The organism is Mesorhizobium sp. PUT5 (assembly GCF_052216645.1).
Taxonomy (GTDB): domain Bacteria; phylum Pseudomonadota; class Alphaproteobacteria; order Rhizobiales; family Rhizobiaceae; genus Mesorhizobium.
Genome location: NZ_JBQOSO010000003.1, coordinates 3,811,049 through 3,835,865, shown reverse-complemented (window position 1 = coordinate 3,835,865; position 24,817 = coordinate 3,811,049). Strand labels below are relative to the sequence as shown.

Below are 24,817 nucleotides of genomic sequence, written 5' to 3'. Positions count from 1 at the left end.
CGGCCGCTCTTTTGGCAAGCGATGCCGTGACCGGACAGTCGTGTCCCCACCTCCGCTGGTCGCCTGTCCGGCCGAGCCAGGAATGTTACGACGCGTATCACATCGTTAGCGCAGGTCGATCGCGGCAGGGGGGAATGGATGCTAGCCTCGCTCAGGTATCGCGATCAGGGAATTGTTCGATGACGACCATCACGAATGCCAAGGGCGTACCTCTCTCATACAGCGGCGCTTCCACACATCATATCTCCGCCACCGGAGCCGGGCCGGAGCTTCACGGCAGCGCCGGAAACGATTCCTTCTGGGGAGACGCCGCTGTCGATGTCGCCATGTATGGCGGTGCGGGCGACGACATCTACTACCTCTATTCGCCGCTCAACAGAGCGGCCGAAGCATTCGGGCAGGGCACCGACACGATCGTCACCTGGATGAGCTACGAGCTGCCGGACAATTTCGAGAACCTGATCGTGACGGACGGCGATCGCTATGCCTTCGGCAACGCCATGGACAACATCATCGAGGGCGGCGCGGGCCATCAGACGCTGGACGGCGGTCCGGGCGACGATGTTCTCATCGGCGGTGCCGGCCCCGATACTTTCATCATATCGAAAGGCAACGGAAGCGACCTGATCGTCGATTTCGACGCGACCGACACCGTTCGCCTCAACGGCTACGGATTGACGTCGTTCGACGCCGTCCAGGCACGCCTGGTGCAGGCCGGGCCGGACGTCCGTCTCGATCTCGGCTCCGAGGAGGTGCTCGTCTTCAAGGACATGACCATCGACAGGCTGCAGCCCGGACAGTTCGAGCTGCCGCTGGACAAATCCGGGATGACGCTGTCCTTTGCCGACGATTTCGACGCGCTCAGCCTGCGCAGCGGCACGAGCGGCACCTGGGATACCAACTTCTGGCGGGGACAGCCGAACGGGAGCACGTTGAGCGGAAACGGCGAACTCCAATGGTATATCGACGCCTTCTATGGCCCGACAGGCAAGGTCGATCCGTTCAGCGTGGAAGACGGCATTCTGACGATCACCGCGGCGCGGGCGCCGGATGACATCAAGCCGCTGATCGACAACTACGAATACACCTCGGGCCTGCTGACCAGCTTCGGGTCCTTTTCCCAAACCTACGGCTATTTCGAAATGCGGGCCGATCTGCCCGAGATCGGCGGAACCTGGCCGGCCTTCTGGCTCCTCCCGGCAGACGGCGGCTGGCCCCCGGAACTCGATGTCGTGGAAATACGCGGCCAGGACCCGAACACGCTTTTCATGGCGGCGCATTCGAATGCGGGCGCAGAGCACACCAAGGCTGGTGCCACGGTGCATGCGTCCGATGCCGAAGGCTTCCACACCTACGGAGTGCTTTGGACGCCGGACGAGCTCGTCTGGTATTACGACGATGTGGCGGTGGCTCGCGCGGCCACGCCGGCCGACATGCACGACCCCATGTACATGCTGGTCAACCTCGCGGTCGGCGGCACCGCCGGGCCCCCTTCCGACGGGCTTGCCACGCCTGCCGAAATGCGCATCGACTATATCCGCGCCTATACGCTGGACGACGTGGAGACCGGCACATTGGGCATGGCGCGGGATGTCGCGGACGCGCCGCAGGACTGGCTGGCGTAGGAGTAGCAATGAAGCAATATCAATGCCGACGATCCGCCGATGGTGGAGCTGAGGGGGATCGAACCCCTGACCTCGTCATTGCGAACGACGCGCTCTCCCAGCTGAGCTACAGCCCCGTCCAGCGGATGGCGCATTTATGAGGCGAGGCCGCCGCCTGTCAAGCGGCCATTTGGCAGCCGTTCGGCAGACTTTCGGCGCGGCCCCGGCGCGAGGGGGGCGGTCCCTGCGGGCCGGTCCGTGCGGCCGGCGGCGCCCGGCGGGGCAGGCCGCGTGCCGGCGGCGGAAAGCGTGGCGACAAGCGGGCTCTTGCCCGTTTTCGCGCGAATGGCTACATGTCGGCGACAACCGGAGACCGGCATGATCGCCCTCATACAGACAATCGTCCTGGCCCTCGACCTCTACTGGTGGATCATCATGGGCGCGGCGATCTTTTCCTGGCTCTACGCGTTCAACGTGGTCAATCCGCGCAACCAGGTGGTCGGCACCGTCGGCAATGCGCTCTACCGGCTGACCGAGCCGGCACTGCGGCCGATCCGCCGCTTCATGCCCGATCTCGGCGGCATCGACATCTCGCCCATCATCCTGTTGCTCATCCTGTTCTTCCTGCGCCAGTTCATCATCACCACCATCGTGCCCCTGGTGGTGTGAGCGCGGCCATGGACGGGCCGGTCCGGCTGCGCAAGGACGGCATCGACCTGTTTGTGCGGCTGACGCCGAAATCCTCGGCCGAAGCGCTGGAAGGCGCCGAGACGGCGGCGGACGGACGCCGCCACCTGAAGGCGCGGGTGCGCGCCGTGCCGGAAAAAGGCGCCGCCAACACGGCACTGGAAAAGCTTCTGGCCAGGACGCTCGGCGTGCCGGCGACTGCCGTTTCTGTGGTCGCCGGCGGCACCGCGCGCCTGAAATGCGTGCGCGTGCAGGGAGACCCGGCGGCGCTTGCCGCGCGCGCCGAAGCCCTGCTGTAGCGCGTCGCCCGCCGCTTCCCGTTACGGCACCGCCTCGCCGTGCTGGGTGATGTCGAGGCCCTCGATCTCTTCCTGGGGGCTCGGGCGCAGGCCGACCAGCGCCTTGACGACGGCGAGGATGGCGAAGGTGGCGACCGCGGTCCAGGCGATGGTGAAGACGATGCCGTAGATCTGGGTGACCACGGAAGCGTTCCGGCCCAGGCCGTTGATGGCGGGGTCCGCCAGCAGGCCGGTCAGCAACGCGCCCACGATGCCGCCCACGCCGTGCACGCCGAAGGCGTCGAGCGAATCGTCGTAGCCCAGCGCGCGCTTGATCCTGACGGCGGCCAGGTAGCAGACGATGCCGGCCACGATGCCGACGACCAGCGCGCCCGAGGGATTGACGAAGCCGGCCGCCGGCGTCACCGCCACCAGTCCGGCCACGGCGCCGGAGATGATGCCGAGCACGCTCGGCTTGTCCGCGACCGCCCATTCGCAGAACATCCAGGCAAGCGCGGCCGCGGCGGCGGCGACCTGGGTGTTGAGCATGGCCGCGCCCGCCAGGCCGTCGGCGGCAAGCTCGGAGCCGGCGTTGAAGCCGAACCAGCCGACCCACAGGAGTGCGGCGCCGATCACCGAATAGACCAAATTGTGCGGCGCCATGTTGGCGCTGCCGTAGCCGGCGCGCTTGCCCAGGACCAGCGCCGTCACCAGGCCGGCCACGCCGGCATTGATGTGGACGACCGTGCCCCCGGCGAAGTCCAGCACGCCGGCCGAGCCGAGGAAGCCGCCGCCCCACACCCAGTGGGCGATCGGCGCGTAGACGACGAGCAGCCACAGCGCCATGAAGACCAGCAGCGCGGAAAACTTCATGCGCTCGGCGAAGGCGCCGGCGATCAGCGCCGGGGTGATGATGGCGAAGGTCATCTGAAAGGTCGAAAAGACGAATTCGGGGATGTTGGCGACCCCCGGCGCCCACAGCGTCTCCACCGTGATGCCGCGGTGGAACGCCTTCGACAGGCCGCCGACGAAGGCGTTGAGCGTGCCCCCATCGGAGAAGGCCAGCGAATAGCCGACGACGAACCACAGCACCGTCACCAGGCAGCAGATGGCGAAGCTCTGCATCACCGTGGCCAGCACGTTCTTCTTGCGCACCATGCCGCCGTAGAAAAGGGCAAGGCCGGGGATGGTCATCATCAGCACCAGCGCCGTGGCCGTCAGCATCCAGGCGGTGTTGCCCGAATCGAGCGCGGGCGGTGGCGCGGCCTGCTGGGCGCGCGCCGCCGTCGTGCCCATGGCGCCCGCCGCGGTCGTGGCGAAAGCGAGCGCGCGGACGGCGTTGGCGGGCATGCGGCCCGCTGGCATGCGGCAGGCCGGCGGGTTGAAAAGGGAAGGGGTGTTCATCCTGTCTCTCCGTTGGCGTTCTCCCGGCATGCAGGGGCCGAAGCCGTTTCCGCGCGGCCTTCCGGGCCGCCGCGGCATGGCTCCGCCCGCGCTCGGCGGGGATCGGCCATCGCGATTCAAGCGCCGTGCCAATTGCCGGCGCAGGGGCGAAGGCACTGAAATAAAACGGAGATTTGCGACGCCCCGGACACGTGACGGTCGGCATGCGCCGGGTATCTGCCTAATTCAAGGGCAGATACGAAGATGTGCTTATTATGTAGGCGAATGCCGGCGCAGGCGGATCAGTCCTTCCTGCGCGACCGAGGCGATCAGGGTGCCGTCGCGCGCATAGAGCGCGCCGCGGCTGAAGCCGCGGGAGCCGGAGGTGGAGGGGCTGTCTTGGGCGTAGAGCAGCCAGTCGTCCAGCGGGTGCGCGCGGTGGAACCACATGGCGTGGTCGAGGCTGGCGGCCTGGATGTCGGGATCGAACAGGCCGCGCCCATGCGCGAAGGTGGAGGTGTCGAGCAGCGTCATGTCGGAGAGGTAGGCCAGCAGCACCGGGCGCAGGCGCGCGTCTTCGGGAACCGGGCCGTTCAGCCTGATCCAGACGTTCTGGCGGGGCGGCAGCTTGTCGCGGCTGGAATAGTGCTCGACATTGACGGGGCGGATGTCGAGCGGCCGCTCGCGGGCCCAGAACTTGCGGATCGCATCGGGAATGTTCTCGACGGTCTGCAGAAGCTCGCGCTGCGAGGGCAGCGTCTCCGGCGCCGGCACGTCGTGCGGCATGGGCATCTGGTGGTCCAGCCCCTTTTCCCGGACCTGGAAGGATGCTTCCAGCGAGAAGATGGCCTGACCGTGCTGCACCGCCGTCACGCGGCGCGTGGTGAAGGAGGAGCCCTCGCGAATGCGGTCCACCTGGTAGACGATCGGCACCTTGATATCGCCCGGCAGCATGAAGTAGGCGTGCAGGGAATGGACGTGGCGGTCGGCGTCCACGGTGCGCTGGGCGGCCACCAGCGCCTGGGCGATGGTCTGGCCGCCGAACACGCGCTGCCATTCCACCTGGGGGCTGCGACCACGATAGAGGTTGTGTTCCAGCTCCTCGAGGTCGAGAATGCCGAGAAGCTGCTCCATGGGCGTCGTCATGCTGGGTTGGCCTCGCGCGAAATCCGCGACGGGTTTCCGACAGGAGCGGCGGGCAGTCAAGTGGCAGGACAGGGCGCAGGCCGCGTGGCGGCCGGCTGTGAAAGGGAGCGGAGCGCGATGGAGCAGAAGGGCGATGCCGGAAGCCGGTCCGGGCTCGACGTGCTGATTGCGGGTGCCGGCTATGCCGGGCTGGCGGCCGCCGTGTCGCTCAAGCAGGCCAGGCCGAGCCTTGCCGTTGCGGTGGTGGACGCCGCGCCGGAAGGCGCGTGGCGCCGCGACGGGCGGGCCTCGGCGATCGCGGCGGCGGCCTGCCGCATGCTGGAACAGCTCGGCGTATGGGACGAGATCGCGCCGGAGGCGCAGGCCATCACCGACATGGTCATCACCGATTCGCGCACCGCCGATCCGGTGCGGCCCGCGTTCCTCACCTTCGCCGGCGAGGTGGCGCCGGGCGAGCCCTTCGCCCATATGGTCTACAACCACGACCTGAACGGCGCGCTGCGGCGCCGCTCCGCCGAGCTTGGCATCGACATCATGGAAGGCATCGCCGTCCAGTCCTTCGACACGGACGGCGGCGGCGTCACCGTGCATCTGGCGGACGGGGCGACGCTGCGGGCGCGGCTCCTGGTGGCCGCCGACGGCGTCAATTCCCGCCTGCGCGACATGGCCGGCATCAGGACCGTGCGCTGGGCCTACGGCCAGTCCGGCATCGTCTGCACGGTGGCGCACGAGCGCCCGCACAACGGCCGCGCCGAGGAGCATTTCCTGCCGGCCGGCCCGTTCGCCACGCTGCCGCTGAAGCCCGACAAGGACGGCACCAACCGCTCCTCCATCGTCTGGGCCGAGCGCACCGAGGATGCCGAGAAGCTGGTCAGTGGCGACGAACTGGTGTTCGAGACGGAGCTGGAGCATCGCTTCGGCCTCAAGCTCGGCGAGATCCGCGTCATGGACAAGCCGCGCGCCTGGCCGCTGGGCCTCACGCTGGCGCGGGCCTTCGTGGCGCCGCGCTTCGCGCTGGCGGGCGACGCCGCCCATGGCATCCACCCGATCGCCGGCCAGGGCCTCAATCTCGGCTTCCGCGACGTGGCGGCGCTGGCCGAGGTGGTGGTGGAGGCCGACCGGCTGGGCCAGGACATCGGCGCCCTGGACGTGCTGGAACGCTACCAGCAATGGCGCCGCTTCGACACGGTGCAGATGGGCGTGACCACGGACGTGCTCAACCGGCTGTTCTCCAACGACATCGCGCCGGTGCGGGCCGTGCGCGACATCGGGCTCGGCCTCGTCGACCGCATGCCGCGCCTCAAGGAATTCTTCATCCGGCAGGCATCAGGGCTTTCCGGCGGCACGCCCAGGCTGCTGCGCGGCGAGGCCATCTGAATCGTTCCTGCTCCTACCGCACCACCCTGACCACGGTGCGGTCAGACAGCAGCGGCAGAAGCCGGGCCATGGTGCGCGCGCTCACCGCCACGCAGCCCTGCGTGGGCGTGAAGTCCGGCCGGGCGAGATGGAAGAAGATGGCGCTGCCGCGTCCGCGCCGGCGCGGGCTGATGTTCCAGTCCAGCACCAGGCAGGCGTCGTAGAGCCGGTCGGGACGCTGCATATATTCGTGGCTGACCGGATAGGGCAGCCTGACCGGGCGGTTGTAGTTGCGGTCGTCGGGCACCTCGCACCAGCCGAGGTCGGCGTCGATCGGCGCCATGGCAAGGCGCGTGCGCCGCGCCGTGGCGAAATGGTCGGGCCGGAAATAGCCGCCCAGGATGCGCATGGCCGCCAGCGGGGTGGCGCCGTCGCCCTCGCGCTTGGCGGCCGAGATGCCGCCGCGGCCCAGCGCGCAGGGAAACACCAGCGGGCCCGCCTGCAGAATGCCCTTGCTGGGGTTGCCGGGCCTGGCGCGCACGGTCAGAACGCGAAGACCTGTTGGCAAAGCCGCAGTCGCCCCATTGCGTCCGCTTTTTTTCCTGTATGATCGTGTCACGGAACAAATCTCTGTGATCGGCTGTTGTTGCCGGTGAGCTTCAGCATAAACGTCAGACGGTCAACAGGTGGCTGAACCTTATTTCATAACAATGGATTGACCCATGAGCACACGCACCATCCTGATCGTCGACGACGATGAAGACCTGCGCGCCATGCTGGTAGAGCAACTGTCGCTCTACGAGGAATTCGACGTGCTTCAGGAAGCGACGGCCGCAAAGGGCATCGCGGCCGCGCGCAACGGGGCCGTGGACCTGCTTATCGTGGATGTCGGCCTGCCGGACATGGACGGACGGGAAGCCGTGAAGATCCTGCGCAAGGGCGGTTACAAGGCGCCCATCATCATGCTGACGGGGCACGACACCGATTCGGACACCATCCTGGGCCTGGAAGCCGGCGCGAACGACTATGTGACGAAGCCGTTTCGCTTCGCGGTGCTTCTGGCGCGCATCCGCGCGCAGCTTCGCCAGCACGAGCAGAGCGAGGACGCCACGTTCTCCGTCGGGCCCTACACGTTCAAGCCGAGCCAGAAGCTGCTCATCGACCAGCGTGGCGCCAAGGTGCGGCTGACCGAGAAGGAAGCCTCCATCATCAAGTATCTCTACCGCGCCGACCAGAAGGTGGTGACGCGCGACGTCCTTCTGGAGGAGGTGTGGGGCTACAATTCGGGCGTGACCACGCACACGCTGGAGACGCATGTCTACCGCCTGCGCCAGAAGATCGAGCGCGATCCGTCCAATGCCGAAATCATCGTCACGGAAAGCGGCGGCTACAAATTGGTTCCGTAAGATATTAAGCAATTTGACGGCCTATAGGGCCGGTGGCGATTCGGGGCGCGGGGGTCGCTTTTTTGGAGGGAACGGCCTGTCGGCCCGGGGACGTGGGACCATGCATGCCTGGCTGGTCGTGAACTGATGGCGCTGGATGACGACATCCGCTCCTTGTCCGGCGTGGCTCTTTTCGAGGGCTTCACGCAGGAACAACTGCGCCTTCTGGCCTTCGGCGCGGAAACCACCGTGCTGCCGGCGGAACGCAAGCTCTACCGCGAGGACGACGAGGCCGATTCGGCCTATGTGGTGACCGCGGGCTCGATCGTGCTCTATCGCGAGGCGGACGAGGCCCGCACGCCGATCGCCGCCATAGGTCCGGGCGCCATCCTCGGCGAACTGGCGCTGATCGCCGACACCAGGCGCATGACCAGCGCCTACGCGGCGACCGATACGCATGTGCTGCGGCTCAACCGCAGCATGTTCCGGCGCATCCTGGAGGAATATCCGGAACTTGCCGTGCGCCTCCACAAGCGCGTCGCCGGGGAGTTGCAGGCGCTGGTGGCGCGCATCGAGGCGCTGGCTCCCAAATTCGAGGGCTGAACCGGCCATGGCGGATGAGCGGGTAACGGCAATGACGCTGGTGCGCGCAGGAGAAGAACATCTGCCCTTCATCCTGGCTGCCGAGCGCGGCGAGGGCTACGAGGCGCTCGTCGGGCGCTGGGAGGAAGCGCCCCATCGCGCCGCGCTTGCCGACGGCAGCCATGCCTATTTCATCGGCCTGGAGAACGACGGGCCGGCCGGTTTCGTGATGCTGCGCTTCTGGGGGGCGCCCGAGCGGGTCACGCTGGTGCGGCGCGTGGCGGTTGCGCGGCCGGGGCAGGGGCATGGCCGCCGGCTGCTGGCCGCCGTGGTGGACCGCGCCTTCCGCGAAACGCAGGTTCACCGTCTCCAGATAGGGCTGTTTCCGGACAATGCGCGCGCCCGCCGCGCCTACGAGGCGGTCGGCTTCAGGGCCGAAGGCATCTCGCGCGGCAGCGCCTTCTTCCACGGCGAATATCGCGACGAGCTGGTCATGTCGCTGCTGCGGCCCGAATGGGAGGCCGGCGCTGCCGGATAAGCCTCAGCCGAGTTCGAAGCGCGCGATCACCGGCACGTGGTCGGAGGGGCGGTCCCAGCCGCGCGCCTCGCGCAGGATGTCGTAGCCGAGGAAGGAAGGCACGAGATTGGCCGACGACCAGACGTGATCGAGCCGGCGGCCGCGGTCGGAGGCCGCCCAGTCCTTGGCGCGGTAGCTCCACCAGGTGTAGAGCTTCTGGTCGTGGGGTATGCCGATCCGCATCAGGTCCTCCCAGGCGCCGGCCTTGCGCATGGCCTCGAAGTTCTCGGTCTCGACCGGCGTGTGGCTGACCACGTTGAGAAGCTGCCTGTGCGACCACACGTCGTGCTCCAGCGGCGCGATGTTGAGGTCGCCGACCAGGATGGAGGCGGACGCCTCGTCCTGCTCGGCGCGCACCTCGTTCATCTCGGCCACGAAGTCCAGCTTGTGGCGGAATTTCCAGTTGATCTCCGGGTCGGGCTCGTCGCCGCCGGCCGGCACGTAGAAATTGTGAAGCAGGATCGACTTTTCCCCCGCCGAGAAGCGCACGGACAGGTGCCGGCTGTCCTCGATGTTGCAGAAGCGGCGCTTCTCCACCACCTCGAGCGGCCGCCGCGCGACCGTGGCCACGCCGTGGTAGCCCTTTTGCCCGTGAAAGGCGACATGCTCATAGCCGAGCTTGCGGAAGGCGGCCGCCGGAAACAGCTCGTCCGGGCATTTCGTCTCCTGCAGGCACAATATGTCGGGCGCCTGCTCGGCCAGCAGGCGTTCCACGAGCGGCATGCGCAGGCGAACGGAATTGATGTTCCAGGTGGCGATGGAAAAAGTCATGGAAGAAAAGGCCCGGCGAAAAATTCGTCCGGACCCTGCCAGCACGGCCGCTCAAAGACAAGGCACCGGGGCAGATCGCGACACGGCCGCGCCGATCCCGCGCCGTCTATCCACAGGCGTCAGCGCTGCTTGGTGTTCAGTTCCCGGTTGGCGGTGTAGTCGATCTTGAAGGTGTCGGCCGCGAAATTCACGCCTTCCCTGGTGTTGAAGATCATCACCGTGGTGTCCTTGCCCTGGGCGTCGGTGATGGTCCACTGGCGCAGTTCGTAGGTCTTCGGGTCGAACATCATGGTGATCATCGAATTGCCGAACACCGACCTGTCGCCGAGCTTGATGGTGGTGAGGTCGTCCTCTTCCTTGACGCTCCTGACCCGGTCGCCCGACAGGTCGATCCGGTCGGCCAGCAACAGCTTCAGCGGCGTCTTCGACAGCGGGTAGAGGTCGGAGGTGTTGAGCTTCCGGTTGAGGATGACCACCGACTGGCCGTCTGAGACCACCTGGAACTTCGAGGGCCCGTCATAGTTGAAGCGGATCTTGCCCGGCCGCTCCAGATAGAACTTGCCGCCGGTCTGCTCGCCTCTCGGCCCGAACTGCACGAACTCTCCGGTCATGGTCTTCACCGCGGAGAAGTGGTCGGCGATCCTTTGCGCCGCCGCCGGAACGGCCGCGTCGGCCCTGGCCATCTGGCCGAGGGCGGGCACCAGGTTCAGCGCCGCCGCGCCGCCTAGCGCCAGGCCGAGCCTCAGCACCTGCCGGCGGGTGGGAGTGAAGCTGCGGATCGGGGCTGTGTGTGGCTTGGTCATGCGGGTCGTTCTCTTCTGGTTGCGGGCGCGGCACGGGGCGCTTCTTCTGCCTATCGTCCCCCAGTTGGGCCTAAGTTTGGCGTCATCTCAACACATGAGGTCGGATGCGGTTCCTCAAAGCTTGTCCTCTTCCGTGGGGACGAGAATCTCGCGCTTGCCGGCATGATTGGCCGGGCCGACGATTCCCTCCTGCTCCATCCTTTCGATAAGGGAGGCGGCGCGGTTGTAGCCGATGCCGAGCCGGCGCTGGATGTAGCTGGTGGACGCCTTGCCGTCGCGCAGCACCACGGCCACCGCCTGGTCGTAGGGGTCGTCGGACTCGTCGAAATTGCCGCCGCCCGGACCGCCACGGCCGGAAGGCGCGTCCTCGTCCTCGCCCTCGTCCTCGGTGATGGCGTCGAGATATTCGGGCACGCCCTGCAGTTTGAGGTGGGCGACGATCTTCTCCACCTCGTCGTCGGAGACGAAGGGGCCGTGCACGCGCTGGATGCGGCCGCCGCCGGCCATGTAGAGCATGTCGCCCATGCCCAGAAGCTGCTCGGCGCCCTGCTCGCCCAGGATGGTGCGGCTGTCGATCTTCGACGTCACCTGGAAGGAGATGCGGGTGGGGAAATTGGCCTTGATGGTGCCGGTGATGACGTCCACGGACGGCCGCTGGGTGGCCATGATGACATGGATGCCGGCCGCGCGCGCCATCTGCGCCAGCCGCTGCACGGCGCCCTCGATGTCCTTGCCGGCCACCATCATCAGGTCGGCCATCTCGTCGATGATGACGACGATGTAGGGCATCGGCTCCAGGTCCAGCTCCTCCGTCTCGTAGACCGCCTCGCCGGTCTGGCGGTCGAAGCCCGTCTGCACGGTGCGGCTGATCTGCTCGCCCTTCTTGTGCGCCTGCAGGACGCGCGCGTTGAAGCCGTCGATGTTGCGCACGCCCACCTTGGACATCTTGCGGTAGCGGTCCTCCATCTCGCGCACGGTCCATTTCAGGGCCACCACCGCCTTCTTCGGATCGGTCACGACCGGGGTCAGCAGGTGCGGGATGCCGTCATAGACGGAAAGCTCCAGCATCTTGGGGTCGATCATGATGAGGCGGCACTCCTCCGGCTTCAGCCGGTAGAGCAGCGACAGGATCATGGTGTTGATGGCCACCGACTTGCCCGAGCCGGTGGTGCCGGCCACCAGCACGTGCGGCATCTTGGCGATGTTGACGATGACGGCCTCGCCGTTGATGGTCTTGCCGAGCGCGAGCGCCAATTTCGCCTTGGTCTGCTCGAAGTCGCGGCTGGCCAGGATTTCGCGCAGATAGACCATCTCGCGCTTGGCGTTGGGCAGTTCGATGCCGATGGCGTTGCGCCCGGGCACCACCGCGACGCGCGCCGCGATCGCGCTCATGGACCGCGCGATGTCGTCGGCAAGCCCGATGACGCGGCTGGATTTTATCCCGGGCGCCGGCTCCAGCTCGTAGAGCGTGACGACCGGGCCGGGGCGCACATGGATGATCTCGCCCTTGACGCCGAAATCCTCCAGAACTCCCTCCAGCATGCGGGCGTTCTGCTCCAGCGCTTCCTTGGACAGCGTGGGATCACGGGCGACGTTCTTCGGCTCGGCCAGGAAATGCAGCGACGGCATCTCGAAAATGTCGGAGGCGATCAGCGAGGTCTGGGCCTCGCGCTGCACGCGGGCGCCGGCCGCCGGGCGCGGCGCGGGCGCCTGCACGCGGGTGGCGGCGTCGGAGCGGAAATGGCGCACCTGCGCGGTCGGCTGCGACCGGGATGAGCCGTGCTCCGGCGCAGGATCGAAGTCGTCCGGGTCCTCCACCTCGAACATGTCCGCATCGTAGGGGTCCAGCGAGGGCGCATGGCCGCCCGCCGCGCGATCGGAGAAGTCCGGCTCGACGCGGATGCCGCCGCCGCCCATCCGGGCCTCGGCCAGCTCTGCCGATTCGACGCGCGCTGCGGCGCGGCGCCAGGCGCTGGAACCGCGCTGCGGCGCCGGGTCGAAATCGTCGCGGGCGTGCCGGCGGGCGGAGCGGCGGTGCAGCCAGGCCCGGAACGCCAGCCACCAGTGGGCAAGCGCGCCCAGTGCCAGCATGCCTTCGCCGTCGTCCTCGTCGTCGTCGGCCTCGAACAGCACCGCATCGCGATCCTCTGTCCGCGGCGCGGCAGCCTCGTCCTCCTCCTCGAGGCCGCTGCGGCGCGAGATCAATGCCGAACCATAGGCGAACAGCCACACGCCGGGGGCGGCGAACAGCGCGGCGACCACCCCGGCGACCAGGCCGCGCGGATAGCCGCCGATCAGCAGGCCGGGCAGCTTCAGCGCCATGTCGCCGGCGACGCCGCCGAGGCCGGTGGGAAGCGGCCAGGTGGGCGGCGGCACCACGCAGCCGGCCATCGCGGCCGCGCACAGCGCAAAGCCGAACCAGGCGAGCCCGCGCCGCGGCAGCTTGCCCAGCCCGTGCGCGGTAAACAGCAGGAAGGCCCAGACCACCGCCGGCACCAGGGCGGCCACCGCCGACAGGCCGAAGAACTGCATGGCAAGGTCGGAAAAGACCGCGCCGGGATAGCCCATGGCATTGGTCACCGGGTTGGCGGTGGCGTGGGAGAAGCTCGGATCGGCGACATTCCAGGTGGCGAGGCTGGCGACGGCGAAGACGACCGAGGCGAACAGGGCCGCCCCGGCCAGCCGCCCGACCTGCCGGCGCGCGAATGCCTGGATGCCTTGCCCCGTGCCGACCAGCGCGAGCGGTGCCGATGCCCCTGAACGCATTCCTCAATCCCCGTCCGTCATTGCTGTGCCGGGCCGCAAGGAAACGCCCGGTGGAATCAGCCGTCAGCCTATGCGGGGGAAGGTTAAGGTCGCTTTAACCATGAAAGGGGCCTTTTCGGCCCGGTTTGGCGCTTGCGCCGGCCTCACACGAACCAGACGCCGTCGCCGGTGGCATCGGCGGTGCCGGCGACGTTCTCGTTGCTGTCGCAAAAGAAGGCCAGCAGGTCTGGCCGGCTGGTCTGGCCGGCGCCGAGCTTGTCGAGCCAGTAGCCGAAGCCGCCCGGGTCCGGCTCGTCGGGGCGGGCTTCTCTTTTGGGGCAGGGCTTGTCAAGCAAAGGATACTGTCTCCGGCCCCAGGTGAGGCCCGGCGAAGTAGTGCTGAAGCACTGGCACGCAAAGGATCTGAGCTGCAGGACGTGATGGTTGCCCGCCAGGGGTCTGGCTTCTCTTCGAAGTCGGCGCTTGACCGCTCCATGATCGGGTCGGATGGAGAGGCATCCCACTCTTTTTTCCGAAGCTGCCAGTCTTAACTGACGTCCAGCCCGCCCGCGAGATTGCCTACCCACTCGTCCCTGAACGGGACCTCTATCCGCGCAGCGTCGCGGAATTCTCTATTCGATCGATCACTCAGGCGGTCTTGGCCTCCCAGCGATATGGCGTATTGTCCATCCACATCCGATGCAGGATGACTGCCAGGCGTCGAGCCACCGCCACGGTAGCCTTTGCCATACCTCGCCGACGCGCAATGGATAGTCCCCACGTCTTCAGCGGAGAGCTGCGCTTCGTGAGCCGCAGCAAGATTCCGGCGGCTTCTACCATTACCCAGCGGATTCCTGCATCGCCGCACTTGGAGATGCCTCTATCCCGGTCGATCTCGCCGGATTGATAGCGTGAAGGCGTCAATCCGAAGTGGGCTGGAACGGACCGAGATCGACTGAAGCGCGCCGGTTCGTCGACGCCAGCCCGAAAGCTTAGGGCAACCACCGGCCCAACTCCCGGTGCCGTCATGAGGAGTTTGCAGATGTCGTCGTTCTCAGCCAGCCGTTCCATCGCCTTTTGCAATCGCTGAAACTGCTCTCTCAGCACGCGGCGCACTTCCAGGAGAGGATCGATCACCAGGTGAAGATGCGGGGACTGTTCGAGCAATTCGATAATGCGCCGCTCAAACTGCAACCTGGTCACGACTCCAACCTTGAGGCCGAAGTTGCGCAGCAGGCCGCGTAGGTTGTTCTCCGCATCGACAATCTTCGCCTGCACGAACTTGCGCGCAGTGAGCAGCATCCGAATCTCCTGGCTCCGAACGGTCTTGACATGGACCGGCTTGTAGAGCCCGACCCGCATCATCTGCGCGATGCCTCGGGCATCATTGCGATCGGTCTTGTTGATCTGAGCTGAGAGCGCGGCCTTCATGTGCCGCGTCTCAACACAGATCACTGGATAGCCTGCGGCCGCGAGGCCGCTGTAGAGCCATTGCGAGAGTGGACCGGCCTCTAGGCCGACGCGCTTGTAGGGACCGCCAACTGCGTGAAGTGCGGTGCCGATCACAGTCGGCTCGGTCTCGACCTTGCACTCACGGATGAGATCGCCATGCGCATCCATCACGCAGATGCTGGTTGAGCGCACCGAAACATCAAGGCCAACGAACAATTCCATAGCAAAAGCCTCCTCCAGGTTGAACCGTTGGAGCTTGCCCGGAAGACGGTCTACCAGCCACCCTTTCAAAGGAGGCGGCTGGCGCCCCAATCATCCGATCTTTTTTATGCCGCAGGTCTACCCAAGCCAGATGCCATCAGCCACGGCGTCTGCCGTTCTCGCAACGTTCTCGTCGCTCTCCGAGAAAAAGGCGAGCAGATCACCCCGGTTGGTCTGGTGGGTATCGAGTTTCTCCACCCAATAATCGAATCCGCTTGGATCGGATATGCGGCCCAGCGTGTGCAAATACAGCAGTTCGACATATTCCGAATTTGTCACCGTCTCCTGCGTCCCGTAGGTGCGGGCGAATTCGGGAGAGTGAATGAAGCTATCTGCCACTGCTTTGAGTGACGTGGTGCCGGAATCGAGTCGACCGACCCAATAGCTCAGCCCTTCCGTGTCTGGAACGCGGTCGAATGCCGCTTGGTAGAGCCGGTATGCTTGGCCGGCGTTCCCGTCGAAATCGAAGGCCAGCGTGCCGTCATCAAACTGCAGCCGCTCGATCGAAATTAAGGTGTAATTCTCGCCAGATGGACTGCTGAGGTGAATGGAGCCATCGTTGTTGAGGGTGATCGAATGGGGCCCTCTTTCCGCTCCGAGCTTGACTGCGTCGATACCAGCCAGCCCATCAATTATGCGCGCGCCTGAGCGAATATTGATGATATCATTTCCAGCGGTTCCTACCTGCCGGACGCCAGGAGGGGTTTGGTTGAGGAAAATGCTCACCAGGCCATCCCCGCCGATTGAAACAATGTCCGGAGTGCCGTTACCGTCAAAATCACCAACATGCGCAGCATATGACGGGAGGAAATCGAGTTTTGTGCGCGTGAAATATCCGCCTTCGTTTATCCACAGATCCGGTTTCGGCACATCAGGCCCATTGTAGGTCGACAAAATATCAAGGTCGCCGTCACCATCGAAATCGACCGGATAGTTCCATTGCCGCCAATATGGGACATTTTCTTCACTAACCCCGAAGCGTTGAGCAGCTTCGTCAATGAAGGTCCCATCGGGTTGCTGGACAAAGAGCTGGGTGCCAACGCCAGTGAAATCGTAGCGGTAGGAATTTACCAGTATGTCCATCAGGCCATCACCGTTAACATCGAAAAAATCGACGTCGACGGCCTGGGATTGCCCCCCGAAAGCGGCGGGAAGGATGGTGTTGTTATCGATGAATTTTCCGGTGCCATCGTTCCACAGGATGCGATGGTAGCCTGACCCCGATCCCATAAACAAATCAGGGGCGCCGTCCCCGTTGATGTCGCCGAACTCCTGACTCGTATAATGCCCGTTTTGTGTTGATGCTACTGACGCTGGCAGGCTGTTGGCAGAAATCGAGAAATTTCCTGCGCCGTCATTAATCATGATGTAGGGGCCATACATATTCTCCCCGTACATATTGCCTACGATTATGTCGAGATCACCGTCACCATCGATGTCTGCCGTCGATGTGGAGTGGGTGTAGTCGACCAGACCCGGCAAATTTCCTTCGGAAAAGCGCAAGCCGCCATTCTCAGTGAGCAGAAGCCGGTTCGGAAGGCCAGGAAACGGGTCGGCGTCGTAGCCATGGTCTGCAATGAAGACGTCCTGCAATCCATCGCCGTTGAAATCTCCCGTAATGATCTCGCGAGGATGTATGACGCCAGGAATGCCACCGACAATTTCACCGCTAACATCAGTGAACGTGCCATTGGCATTGTTGCGAACAACAATGATTGGGAGCAAGCCGTAAGACGGAGGCCACTTCAGCGGGGCAATAACCAGGTCATCAAAACCGTCGCCGTTGAAGTCAAAAACACCAGTCGCACCGACCGACGCACCTGCCGGAAATTTTATCGAAAACTGATATGCTATACTAAAAAGCGCCATCCTTGCTAACCTCTCCCCGAAAATGGAATCAGGCTCGGATATCTGCTGGATTTGCGCAATTTTGCAATATTATTTTATAAAGGACTTTGCTGGAGCTGTAGAAAGCCGAAGGTGCGATCGTCACAAGCAAGGATGAGTTCGGGCCGGCCCGAACGCGGGAAATAGCTCACCGTCTTCACTACGGTCGAATGCGACGACGACGATCAGCTTTGGTTGCTTCTGCTGGGGCAGGGCGTGGTTGGAAATAGCGGCAGTATAGTCCTGTCAGTTTCTTCCCGAAAATTTCGGCTCGGTAACGGGTAATCAATAAAATCAATGACCTAGATTTAGGGTCGCTTTAACCATGAAAGGGGCCTTTTGCGGCCCCGGGCTGGCGCTTGCGCCGGCCTCACACGAACCAGACGCCGTCGCTGGTAGCATCGGCGGTGCCGGCGACGTTCTCGTTGCTGTCGGAAAAGAAGGCCAGCAGATCGGGCCGGCTGGTCTGGCCGGTGCCGAGCTTGTCGAGCCAGTAGGCGAAGCCGCCCGGGTCCGGGTCCCGGCCGAGCACGTTGGCGTAGAGCAGTCCGATGAAGGCGTCGTCGGAGAGCGTGCCGTCGTCGCCGTAGAGCTTGATGAACTCCGGCGAGGCCATGAAGGAGCGCGCCACGTCCTCGAAGCTCGACTGGCCGGCGTCCTGATGGCGGATCCAGTAGCCCAGCCCCTCGGCGTCGGGTTCGCGGCCGAAGGCGGTCTGGTAGAGCCGGAACATCTGCCCGGCGGTGCCGCCGGTATCGAAGGCCAGCGTGCCGTCGTCGAACTGCAGCCGCTCGATCGAGGACAGCGTGTCGGTGCCGTGCGGCCCGGTGACATAGAGCATGCCGTGCGGGCCCTTTTCGATGGCGTAGTCGGCGGCCGGACCGGAAAAGGTCACGGCATCGAGCCCGCTCAGCCCGATGAAATGCGTCGGGCTGTCGCCGGCGCTGAACCGGTCGTCTCCGAAGGTGCCGGTGACGCGCGCCTCGTCGACGTCGGCGACGTCGATCTCGAAGGTCTTGGCGGTGGTCAATCTTCCGTCGGAGACCGAGACCTCGACCAGATAGGCATTGGTGCCGGCGGCCGAGCCGGGCCATTCGAAATCGGGCATGTGCCTGAAGGTCAGCTGCCCGGTGGCGGCATCGATGACGAAGGCGTCGGCATCCCGGCCGCCGGAGATCGCATAGGTCAGCGCGTCCCCGTCGGGATCGCGGGCCTCGACGGTGAAGGCGGCCTTGTCACCCTCCACCGCGTTCTGCAGGCGCGGGCTCAGGATGATGGGCGCGGCGTTTGATGGAGGCTTATCGTCGTCGTTCAGGATTGTGCCAACGCCTTGGCCTTTGGCGACCGAGGCATTGATGCTGTTCGAAATATTGACGAAGAATGTTTCGTCCGGCTCCCATTGCCGGTCGCCGAAGACGGATATCGTCACCGTCGTGGACTGCTCTCCGACTGCAATTTTGCCGGACCCGCTGATCAGCGCGTAGTCGGTCGCATCCGCCGTTCCGTCGGATGTCGAAAAGTCGAATGTCACGTCCAGCGTGGAGAGTAGATCGAGTGAGATTGTGAAGACGAAATCCGTCGTGCCGGAATTGCCTTCAATCCGGCTGACGTCATCGATGGAGATGCCGGGAAGTGCCAAGCCAATTTCCGTCTCGGAATATGTTACAAAAGGAACCGGCCCCGTCAGATGCAAAAGATAAGTGTTCGCATCCCCGGTGACGGTATATTGCAGTTGCGTTCCGCCCGGCAGCAAGTTCACGGTTTGGAACGTCTCGCTGCCGGTCAACTGAATGCGGTCTCCCAGCGAGAAGTCGGTGATCGTGTCGCCGTCCAGGTCTTCCGCCGAGCCGCGAAAGATGTCGTTTCCAGGCCCTCCCGTTAAAGTGTTAGCGCCAGGGCCGCCGACCAAAATATCATCGCCACCGCCGCCGACAAGAACGTCATCGCCGCTGCCGCCGATGAGCACGTCGCCGAAGTCTCCTCCTACGAATGTGACATCTCCATTGCCGTCCGAGAGGTCAAATAGAACTCCATATTTATCAACATCCATATTTTCAATATCTAAATTGCGTAATATATATAGTATAGAAGATGTTGGTGTACGTTCTAAATACACCCCAAAAACGCTACTATAGTCAGGATGAAAATAACTACCTTTACCAATATTAAAAGGATATAAAATTCCATTCTCGATAATTCCATTAACATCTATGGTGATGTTAGGATTAACGAATATATCGTAAGATTCGGCCGGGTCGTAGTTGCCATTGTACGTGTATCTAAACGTGCCAACCATGTCGCGTTCCCCTCGTTTGCCGCCCCTAGACCTAACGCCTTGGTTTTCTTGGAATGAGCAGTATTCCCCGACGCACCGACATTTCCGGGCAGGAGCCGATTGTGAGGAACAATTCGCCGCCCCCACACCGCGCGCTTCCCCGCCTTCAGCGCTGTCGAATCGGCAGCGCTGAAGGCGGGTGGCCTTGCGGCGGTGCGGCCGATAACGAAACGGCCGGACCCTCGACCCTATAGCGGATTGCTGCTTTGCAGGGCGTCCAATCGCTATGCAGTTCGTCTCAGGGCAGCCGCGACGGATGCTACTTGTCGCGCATCCCCTCGCGGAACGCGGTTGGCGTCAGGCCATTGCGGTCACGAAATGCGCGCGCAAAGGCCGAGGGGCTGGCGAATCCGCACTCCATGGCGATCCGCTCGACATGCCAGTCCGGCGCCGAGGCGAGCAGTGCCGATGCCCGGTGAAGCCGCCCGGCGCGGATCATCTCGCCGATCCCCTGATCGTGCCGCGCAAAAATCCGGTAGAGATGCGCCCGTGAGCAGCCGAGCGCACGCGCTATCCTTGCGGACGTGAGATCCGGGTCGCCGAGATGCAACTGGATGTAGCGACAGGCCGCAGCATGTAAGGCCTCGTCGTGGCGTTCGTCCGGCGTCGCGCCGAGATCGGCATGCGCCCGGGCGAGAGTGCCCACGGCAATATCCACGGCGGCGTTGACAACGACCGCCGTGGCGTGCTCGTCCAGTCTGTCGCTTTCATTTGCGATCATGACGAGACACGACGTCAAGATACTGGCAAGCCCCTCGGGTGGCGGCCCATAAAGGCCATCGCGCAACAGGCCGGGTTTGTCGGCAAGGCCAGGCGCGAGCTTGACCTTCGGGATCGTCAGATAGACATGCGAATGGCCGTCGGACATCGTCGTCATCGGGCGGGTGCCGTCCATGACGGTGAGACCCGATGCGGGTGTGACCGTGCGCGTCACGTCGCTATCCGTTCTTATTTTCACGGCGCCCGACAGGCAAAGGCTGAACAGGACATATTCATCATTGGACCTGGCGAACCGGGAAACCACATCGTCGCTGCTGACAAAGCCGAAGGTCGATCCGTCCGCCGCGTGGTAGAGCTTTAGGTCCGCGTTGAAATCCTTGCGCTTTTCCTTCTGAGAGACATCGAGGTCGATGAAGCTGTGGATGCCGCGCCAGAAGTCGAAGCGTTGCGCGGCCGGCACAGAACGTGTCGAAAAGCGACGGAAGCCGCTTTTGGCGGGCCCAAGCTTTCCTCCCGTGCCTCTCATGTCTTGCCCCCACAAGCCCAGAAGAAATGCCGAACACACGAAAATAACCGTTGGATGACCTTGCGCAAGGAAAACTATTGTGTCGCGCAACGGGCGTCGGGTCGCCCTTCACTGCTCCGTGGGCGCGGGTTTCGCCGGCAGTGCCCGGCCGTCGGGATTGGGGTGGGGTTTTGGACGGCCGGGCTGCCGTCACACGTGGCGGCGGCACAACGGTAGGCGCGGCATGCGGCGGCGGCAATTAGGCCGAAGGAGCTACCGCGGGGGCTGCCGGCGGCGCGCGGCGCAGGGCGTCAGGCGCCGCGTGCGGTCGTTCCCATATAGGCCTCGCTGCGCTCCACGGCGCGATAGAAGTCGGCGAGCTGCTTGCCGCGCTCGGGACGGAAGGTGCGGTCGCAGATCACGAGCGAGGAGATGCGGTCGATGCGGAAGGCGCGGAAGTCGGCGCGCATCTCGCACCAGGCGATCAGCGTCCACACCTTGCCCCAGAACCACAGGCCCAGCGGGCGGATGTCGCGGCTGGTGGCGCGGCCGGCTTCGTCGCTGTAGTCGATGGTCAGCACCTGCCGCTTCTCCACCGCCCGCTCGATCAGGTCGATGGCCTCGCGCGCGGCGTCGCTCACCACCCACATCGGCGTGTGGATCTCGGTGCGGGCGATGCGGTCCTTCTCCGTGTCGGGAAGCACGGCGCCGATCTTGACCAGCGCCTCGTCGGCCGCGCGGGCCATCGCCGCGCCGCCGAAGGCGCGCACCATGCGCGCCCCGGCCACCAGGGCCACGATCTCGTCACGCGTGAACATCAGCGGCGGGAGGTCGAAGCCCTCCCTCATCATGTAGCCGACGCCGGCCTCGCCGTCGATCGGCACGCCGGTCGATTGCAGGTCGGCTATGTCGCGGTAGATGGTCCGCCCGGAAACCTCCAGCCATGCGCCGAGCTTCTGCGCCGTGACCAGCCGGCCCCCGCGCAGGTGCTGAACGATCTGGAAAAGCCTGTCGGCACGTCGCATTCGCTTCTCCCGGCTTAGATGCCATCTCGGCAGGTGCGGCCCGCCGCGCGGGGCATTGTATCGCATGTCGCTCCTGACAGCATAATGTCAGGAGTGCATGCGCCGCTTTCGGCCGCGAGCGCATCAGCGCTCGCGGCTTTCTTCCTCCGCATAGCGGTCCGGCCAGCCGATGTCGGCGCGCAGATGCGGCGGCAGCGAGTTTAGCAGGCGCTCGGTGCGGATCTCGTTGCGGATGGTGCGCACCTTGCCGGCATAGGACCTCAGCAGGGTAAAGACGGCGAAACGGGTCATGGCAGCCTCCTCTCGATCGGACAGGAAGCATCATCGCACACCCCTGCTGACAGCCCTGCGTCAGGAGGGACGGAGCCGGTCAGGCGCCGATGCCGCGCGCCTTGAGCGCTGCCGTGATCTCGTCGAGGATGGCGGGGTCGTCGATGGTCGCCGGCATGTTCCACTCTTCCTTGTCGGCGATCTTCTGCATGGTGCCGCGCAGGATCTTGCCCGAGCGCGTCTTGGGCAGGCGCTTGATCGTCACCACCGTGCGGAAGGCCGCAACCGGGCCGATCCTGTCGCGCACCAGGCCGACGGCTTCCTGCTCGATCGTGGCGCCGTCGCGCGTGACGCCGGCGTTCAGCACCACGAAGCCCAGCGGCACCTGGCCCTTCATGGCGTCGGCCACGCCGATCACCGCGCATTCGGCCACGTCGGGATGCTCGGCCAGCACCTCCTCCATGGCGCCGGTGGAAAGCCGGTGGCCGGCGACGTTGATGATGTCGTCGGTGCGGGCCATGACGAAGAGATAGCCGTCTTCGTCCAGTATGCCGGCGTCGGCGGTCTTGTAGTAGCCGGGGAACTCGTCGAGATAGGCTTGGGAGAAGCGCCTGTCGGCGTTCCACAGCGTCGGCAGGCATGCGGGCGGCAGCGGCAGCTTCAGCACCACGTTGCCCAGCGTGCCGGGCGACACCTCATGGCCGGCATCGTCCAGGATGCGGATGTCGTAGCCCGGCATGGCGACGCCCGGCGAGCCGTATTTCACCGGCAGCGTGCCCAGCCCCACCGGGTTGTGGGTGATGGGCGCGCCGGTCTCGGTCTGCCACCAATGGTCGATCACCGGCACGCCGAGGGCGCGTTCCGCCCATTTGATCGTCTCGGGATCGGCGCGCTCGCCGGCCAGGAACAGGGTGCGGAATTTCGACAGGTCGTATTTCGCCACCAGTTCGGCTTTCGGGTCCTGGCCCTTGATGGCGCGGAAGGCGGTGGGCGCGGTGAACAGGGCCGCGACGCCATGGTCGGCGATGACGCGCCAGAAGGTGCCGGCGTCGGGCGTGCCCACCGGCTTGCCCTCGAACATCACCGTGGTGCAGCCGGCCAGCAGCGGCGCATACACGATGTAGGAATGGCCCACCACCCAGCCGACGTCGGAAGCGGCCCAGAACACCTCGCCCGGCCGGACGCCGAACTCGTTCTCCATCGACCAGTGCAGCATGACCATGTGGCCGCCATTGTCGCGCACCACGCCCTTGGGCTGGCCGGTGGTGCCGGAGGTGTAGAGCACGTAGAGCGGGTCGGTGGCCGCCACGCGCACGCAGTCGACCCAGGCGCCCGCCGCGCGCTCGCGCGCCACGGCGTCGGCATAGTTGACGTCGCGGCCGGGGATGAGGTCGCAGCGCAATTCATCGCGCTGCAGGATCACGCAGCGCTCCGGCTTGTGGCGGGAAAGCTCCAGCGCGCCGTCGAGCAGCGGCTTGTAGGCGACGGTGCGGCCGGGCTCCAGCCCGCAGGAGGCGGATATGATCAGCTTCGGCTGCGCGTCGTCGACGCGGGTGGCGAGCTCGCGCGCGGCAAAGCCGCCGAACACCACCGAATGCACCGCCCCCAGCCGCGCGCAGGCGAGCATGGCGATCGCCGCCTCCGCCACCATCGGCATGTAGATGATGACGCGGTCGCCCTTCTCCACGCCCTGGTTGCGCAGCACGGAAGCCAGCGCCACCACCTCGCGCTGCAGCTCGGCGAAGGTGAATTTTCTCACCTTGCCGGTCATGGCGCTGTCGTGGATCAGCGCCAACTGCCCGGCGCGGCCGCCGGCGACATGGCGGTCGAGCGCATTGTGGCAGGTGTTGCAGGTGGCGCCGGCAAACCAGCGGCCATAGACGCCTTCGCCGGGGTCGAACACCTTGTCGAACGGGCGATACCAGTCGATGCCGCGGGCTGCTTCCGCCCAAAAACCCTCCGGGTCGTGCTGCCAGGCCGCATAGACATCGTGATAGCGTGAAACCATGGCATCCTCCCGTCGCGCATCGTTTCGAACTCTTAGCGCCTTCGGGGCGGGCGCGTCCATCTGACTAATGACGAAGCCTGCTTTGACAGAAGGCGGCGATGCTGGTCAAAGACGGGTGATGTCGAAGCTGCTCGCGCTCATGATCCTGGCCATGATGGTATTCCATCTCTTCAAGCCGCTCGGCCTGCCCGGCCTGAGGCAGAGGCGCGATTTCTGGAAGCTGGCCGTGGTGGCCCTGGCGGCCATCTCTGCGACCGCCGTGCTGGGCCACGGCTGGTAGCTGCCGCTCAGCAACAGCAGCCTTCCGTCTTCGCCTCGTCCTCATATTCGTCGTGGAGGCGCAGCCAGCCCATCATGCCGCGCCTGTCCTCGTTGCGGCCTTTCGGCGTCAGGTCGAAATAGTGGTAGGCGCCGATGAGCGCGTCGCCGCCGCGCGCGCGGACGATGAAGGTCAGGCAGATGTCGTCTGCCTCGTTCCTGTAGAACACGCTGGCGCCCGGCAGTTCCCTGCTTTGCAGCGGGCGCGTCTCGAAATTGTAGGTCGTGTCTCCGGCCGCGATCTGCCGGTCGGTGAAGGAGACCTGCATGTCGAAGTTGAAGTCGCTTGCATAGGACGACACCCAGTCGAACTTCCAGCCCATGCGCCGCTTGTAGGGCAGCAGCTCGTCGAGCGGGGCCCGCGAGACGACCACCAGCGACACGTCGTGATGCTTCAGATGCCGGTCGGCGCCGTCGATATGGTCGGCCAGGAAGGCGCAGCCGGGGCAGCGATGGCCGCCGGAGCCCTGCATGAAGTGGTAGACGATGAGCTGGCTTTTGCCCTTGAACAGCTCGGCCAGCCGCCTAGGGCCCTGCTCGGTCTCGAAGACATAGTCCTTCCTGATCTTCAGCCAGGGCAGCTTGCGGCGCTCGGCGGCGATCTCGTCGCGCAGGCGGGTCAATTGCTTCTCGCGTGCCAGATGCGCCTTGTGGGTCTGGAACCATTCCTCTTGCGAGACGATGCGATTGCTTTGCATGGCGGTTCTCCCTTGCTCCAT

General features: G+C 65.0%; 23 protein-coding genes and 1 tRNA gene. 8 read left to right on the top strand and 16 right to left on the bottom strand.

Annotated elements, in window-relative coordinates; all coding sequences use genetic code 11:
- Window positions 1-179: 179 nt before the first annotated feature.
- Window positions 180-1,625, top strand: coding sequence for a family 16 glycosylhydrolase (locus ACTDI4_RS20275; RefSeq protein WP_442842866.1), 1,446 nt, complete (start codon window positions 180-182; stop codon window positions 1,623-1,625).
- A gap of 40 nt (window positions 1,626-1,665) precedes the next feature.
- Here the strand turns inward: ACTDI4_RS20275 and ACTDI4_RS20270 are convergent.
- Window positions 1,666-1,741: transfer RNA gene (locus ACTDI4_RS20270), tRNA-Ala, on the bottom strand.
- Window positions 1,742-1,982: 241 nt separating this feature from the next.
- On the opposite strand from ACTDI4_RS20270, the gene ACTDI4_RS20265 reads away from it, so the two are divergent.
- On the top strand, window positions 1,983-2,273 hold the full coding sequence (locus ACTDI4_RS20265) for a YggT family protein (protein WP_442842865.1): 291 nt from the start codon (window positions 1,983-1,985) through the stop codon (window positions 2,271-2,273).
- 8 nt (window positions 2,274-2,281) lie between these two features.
- A complete protein-coding gene (locus ACTDI4_RS20260; protein ID WP_442842864.1) occupies window positions 2,282-2,590 on the top strand; it encodes a DUF167 family protein in 309 nt (102 codons plus the stop codon).
- A gap of 21 nt (window positions 2,591-2,611) precedes the next feature.
- Here ACTDI4_RS20260 and ACTDI4_RS20255 read toward each other — a convergent pair whose 3' ends face one another.
- Both ACTDI4_RS20255 and tesB read right to left on the bottom strand, forming a co-directional pair.
- A complete protein-coding gene (locus ACTDI4_RS20255; RefSeq protein WP_442843414.1) occupies window positions 2,612-3,919 on the bottom strand; it encodes an ammonium transporter in 1,308 nt (435 codons plus the stop codon).
- 306 nt (window positions 3,920-4,225) lie between these two features.
- A complete protein-coding gene (gene tesB, locus ACTDI4_RS20250; RefSeq protein ID WP_442842863.1) occupies window positions 4,226-5,098 on the bottom strand; it encodes an acyl-CoA thioesterase II in 873 nt (290 codons plus the stop codon).
- 117 nt (window positions 5,099-5,215) lie between these two features.
- Here tesB and ACTDI4_RS20245 point away from each other — a divergent pair, with 117 nt between their 5' ends.
- Window positions 5,216-6,475, top strand: coding sequence for a ubiquinone biosynthesis hydroxylase (locus ACTDI4_RS20245; RefSeq protein WP_442842862.1), 1,260 nt, complete (start codon window positions 5,216-5,218; stop codon window positions 6,473-6,475).
- Window positions 6,476-6,488: 13 nt separating this feature from the next.
- Here the strand turns inward: ACTDI4_RS20245 and ACTDI4_RS20240 are convergent, their stop codons facing one another.
- Window positions 6,489-7,022, bottom strand: a complete 534-nt coding sequence (locus ACTDI4_RS20240; RefSeq protein WP_442842861.1) for a L,D-transpeptidase family protein — start codon at window positions 7,020-7,022, stop codon at window positions 6,489-6,491.
- 154 nt (window positions 7,023-7,176) lie between these two features.
- Here ACTDI4_RS20240 and ACTDI4_RS20235 point away from each other — a divergent pair, with 154 nt between their 5' ends.
- From ACTDI4_RS20235 to ACTDI4_RS20225, 3 genes are all read left to right on the top strand, one after another.
- The gene (locus ACTDI4_RS20235; protein ID WP_442842860.1) at window positions 7,177-7,860 is read left to right on the top strand and encodes a response regulator transcription factor; all 684 of its coding nucleotides are present in this window, start codon (window positions 7,177-7,179) and stop codon (window positions 7,858-7,860) included.
- Window positions 7,861-7,986: 126 nt separating this feature from the next.
- Entirely contained in the window at window positions 7,987-8,442 is a 456-nt protein-coding gene (locus tag ACTDI4_RS20230; RefSeq protein WP_442842859.1) for a cyclic nucleotide-binding domain-containing protein, read from the top strand.
- A gap of 31 nt (window positions 8,443-8,473) precedes the next feature.
- Complete coding sequence (locus tag ACTDI4_RS20225) at window positions 8,474-8,959, top strand: GNAT family N-acetyltransferase (RefSeq protein WP_442842858.1); 486 nt, start codon at window positions 8,474-8,476, stop codon at window positions 8,957-8,959.
- A 3-nt stretch (window positions 8,960-8,962) separates the two neighbouring features.
- Here ACTDI4_RS20225 and ACTDI4_RS20220 read toward each other — a convergent pair whose 3' ends face one another.
- The 11 genes from ACTDI4_RS20220 to ACTDI4_RS20170 form a co-directional block, all read right to left on the bottom strand.
- On the bottom strand, window positions 8,963-9,769 hold the full coding sequence (locus tag ACTDI4_RS20220) for an exodeoxyribonuclease III (RefSeq protein ID WP_442842857.1): 807 nt from the start codon (window positions 9,767-9,769) through the stop codon (window positions 8,963-8,965).
- Window positions 9,770-9,888: 119 nt separating this feature from the next.
- Window positions 9,889-10,572, bottom strand: a complete 684-nt coding sequence (locus tag ACTDI4_RS20215; RefSeq protein ID WP_442842856.1) for an outer membrane lipoprotein carrier protein LolA — start codon at window positions 10,570-10,572, stop codon at window positions 9,889-9,891.
- Window positions 10,573-10,686: 114 nt separating this feature from the next.
- A complete protein-coding gene (locus tag ACTDI4_RS20210) occupies window positions 10,687-13,338 on the bottom strand; it encodes a DNA translocase FtsK (RefSeq protein WP_442842855.1) in 2,652 nt (883 codons plus the stop codon).
- Between the two features lie 143 nt (window positions 13,339-13,481).
- Window positions 13,482-13,673 carry a DUF4214 domain-containing protein gene (locus ACTDI4_RS20205; RefSeq protein ID WP_442842854.1) on the bottom strand — a complete coding sequence of 64 codons (192 nt, stop codon included), beginning with the start codon at window positions 13,671-13,673 and terminating at the stop codon, window positions 13,482-13,484.
- Window positions 13,674-13,965: 292 nt separating this feature from the next.
- Window positions 13,966-14,991, bottom strand: coding sequence for an IS110 family transposase (locus tag ACTDI4_RS20200; protein WP_442841230.1), 1,026 nt, complete (start codon window positions 14,989-14,991; stop codon window positions 13,966-13,968).
- Window positions 14,992-15,108: 117 nt separating this feature from the next.
- Entirely contained in the window at window positions 15,109-16,899 is a 1,791-nt protein-coding gene (locus ACTDI4_RS20195; protein ID WP_442842853.1) for an FG-GAP-like repeat-containing protein, read from the bottom strand.
- Window positions 16,900-17,287: 388 nt separating this feature from the next.
- On the bottom strand, window positions 17,288-19,213 hold the full coding sequence (locus ACTDI4_RS20190; RefSeq protein ID WP_442842852.1) for a DUF4214 domain-containing protein: 1,926 nt from the start codon (window positions 19,211-19,213) through the stop codon (window positions 17,288-17,290).
- 298 nt (window positions 19,214-19,511) lie between these two features.
- The gene (locus ACTDI4_RS20185; protein WP_442842851.1) at window positions 19,512-20,498 is read right to left on the bottom strand and encodes an AraC family transcriptional regulator; all 987 of its coding nucleotides are present in this window, start codon (window positions 20,496-20,498) and stop codon (window positions 19,512-19,514) included.
- 290 nt (window positions 20,499-20,788) lie between these two features.
- Window positions 20,789-21,502 (bottom strand): helix-turn-helix transcriptional regulator, encoded by a 714-nt coding sequence (locus tag ACTDI4_RS20180; RefSeq protein ID WP_442842850.1) that lies wholly within the window; start codon window positions 21,500-21,502, stop codon window positions 20,789-20,791.
- A gap of 123 nt (window positions 21,503-21,625) precedes the next feature.
- On the bottom strand, window positions 21,626-21,793 hold the full coding sequence (locus ACTDI4_RS20175) for a hypothetical protein (RefSeq protein WP_442842849.1): 168 nt from the start codon (window positions 21,791-21,793) through the stop codon (window positions 21,626-21,628).
- Between the two features lie 79 nt (window positions 21,794-21,872).
- Window positions 21,873-23,780, bottom strand: a complete 1,908-nt coding sequence (locus ACTDI4_RS20170) for a propionyl-CoA synthetase (protein ID WP_442842848.1) — start codon at window positions 23,778-23,780, stop codon at window positions 21,873-21,875.
- 118 nt (window positions 23,781-23,898) lie between these two features.
- On the opposite strand from ACTDI4_RS20170, the gene ACTDI4_RS20165 reads away from it, so the two are divergent.
- Window positions 23,899-24,060, top strand: coding sequence for a hypothetical protein (locus tag ACTDI4_RS20165; RefSeq protein ID WP_442842847.1), 162 nt, complete (start codon window positions 23,899-23,901; stop codon window positions 24,058-24,060).
- 7 nt (window positions 24,061-24,067) lie between these two features.
- Here the strand turns inward: ACTDI4_RS20165 and ACTDI4_RS20160 are convergent, their stop codons facing one another.
- Window positions 24,068-24,796 carry a DUF899 domain-containing protein gene (locus ACTDI4_RS20160; protein WP_442842846.1) on the bottom strand — a complete coding sequence of 243 codons (729 nt, stop codon included), beginning with the start codon at window positions 24,794-24,796 and terminating at the stop codon, window positions 24,068-24,070.
- Window positions 24,797-24,817: the final 21 nt, after the last annotated feature.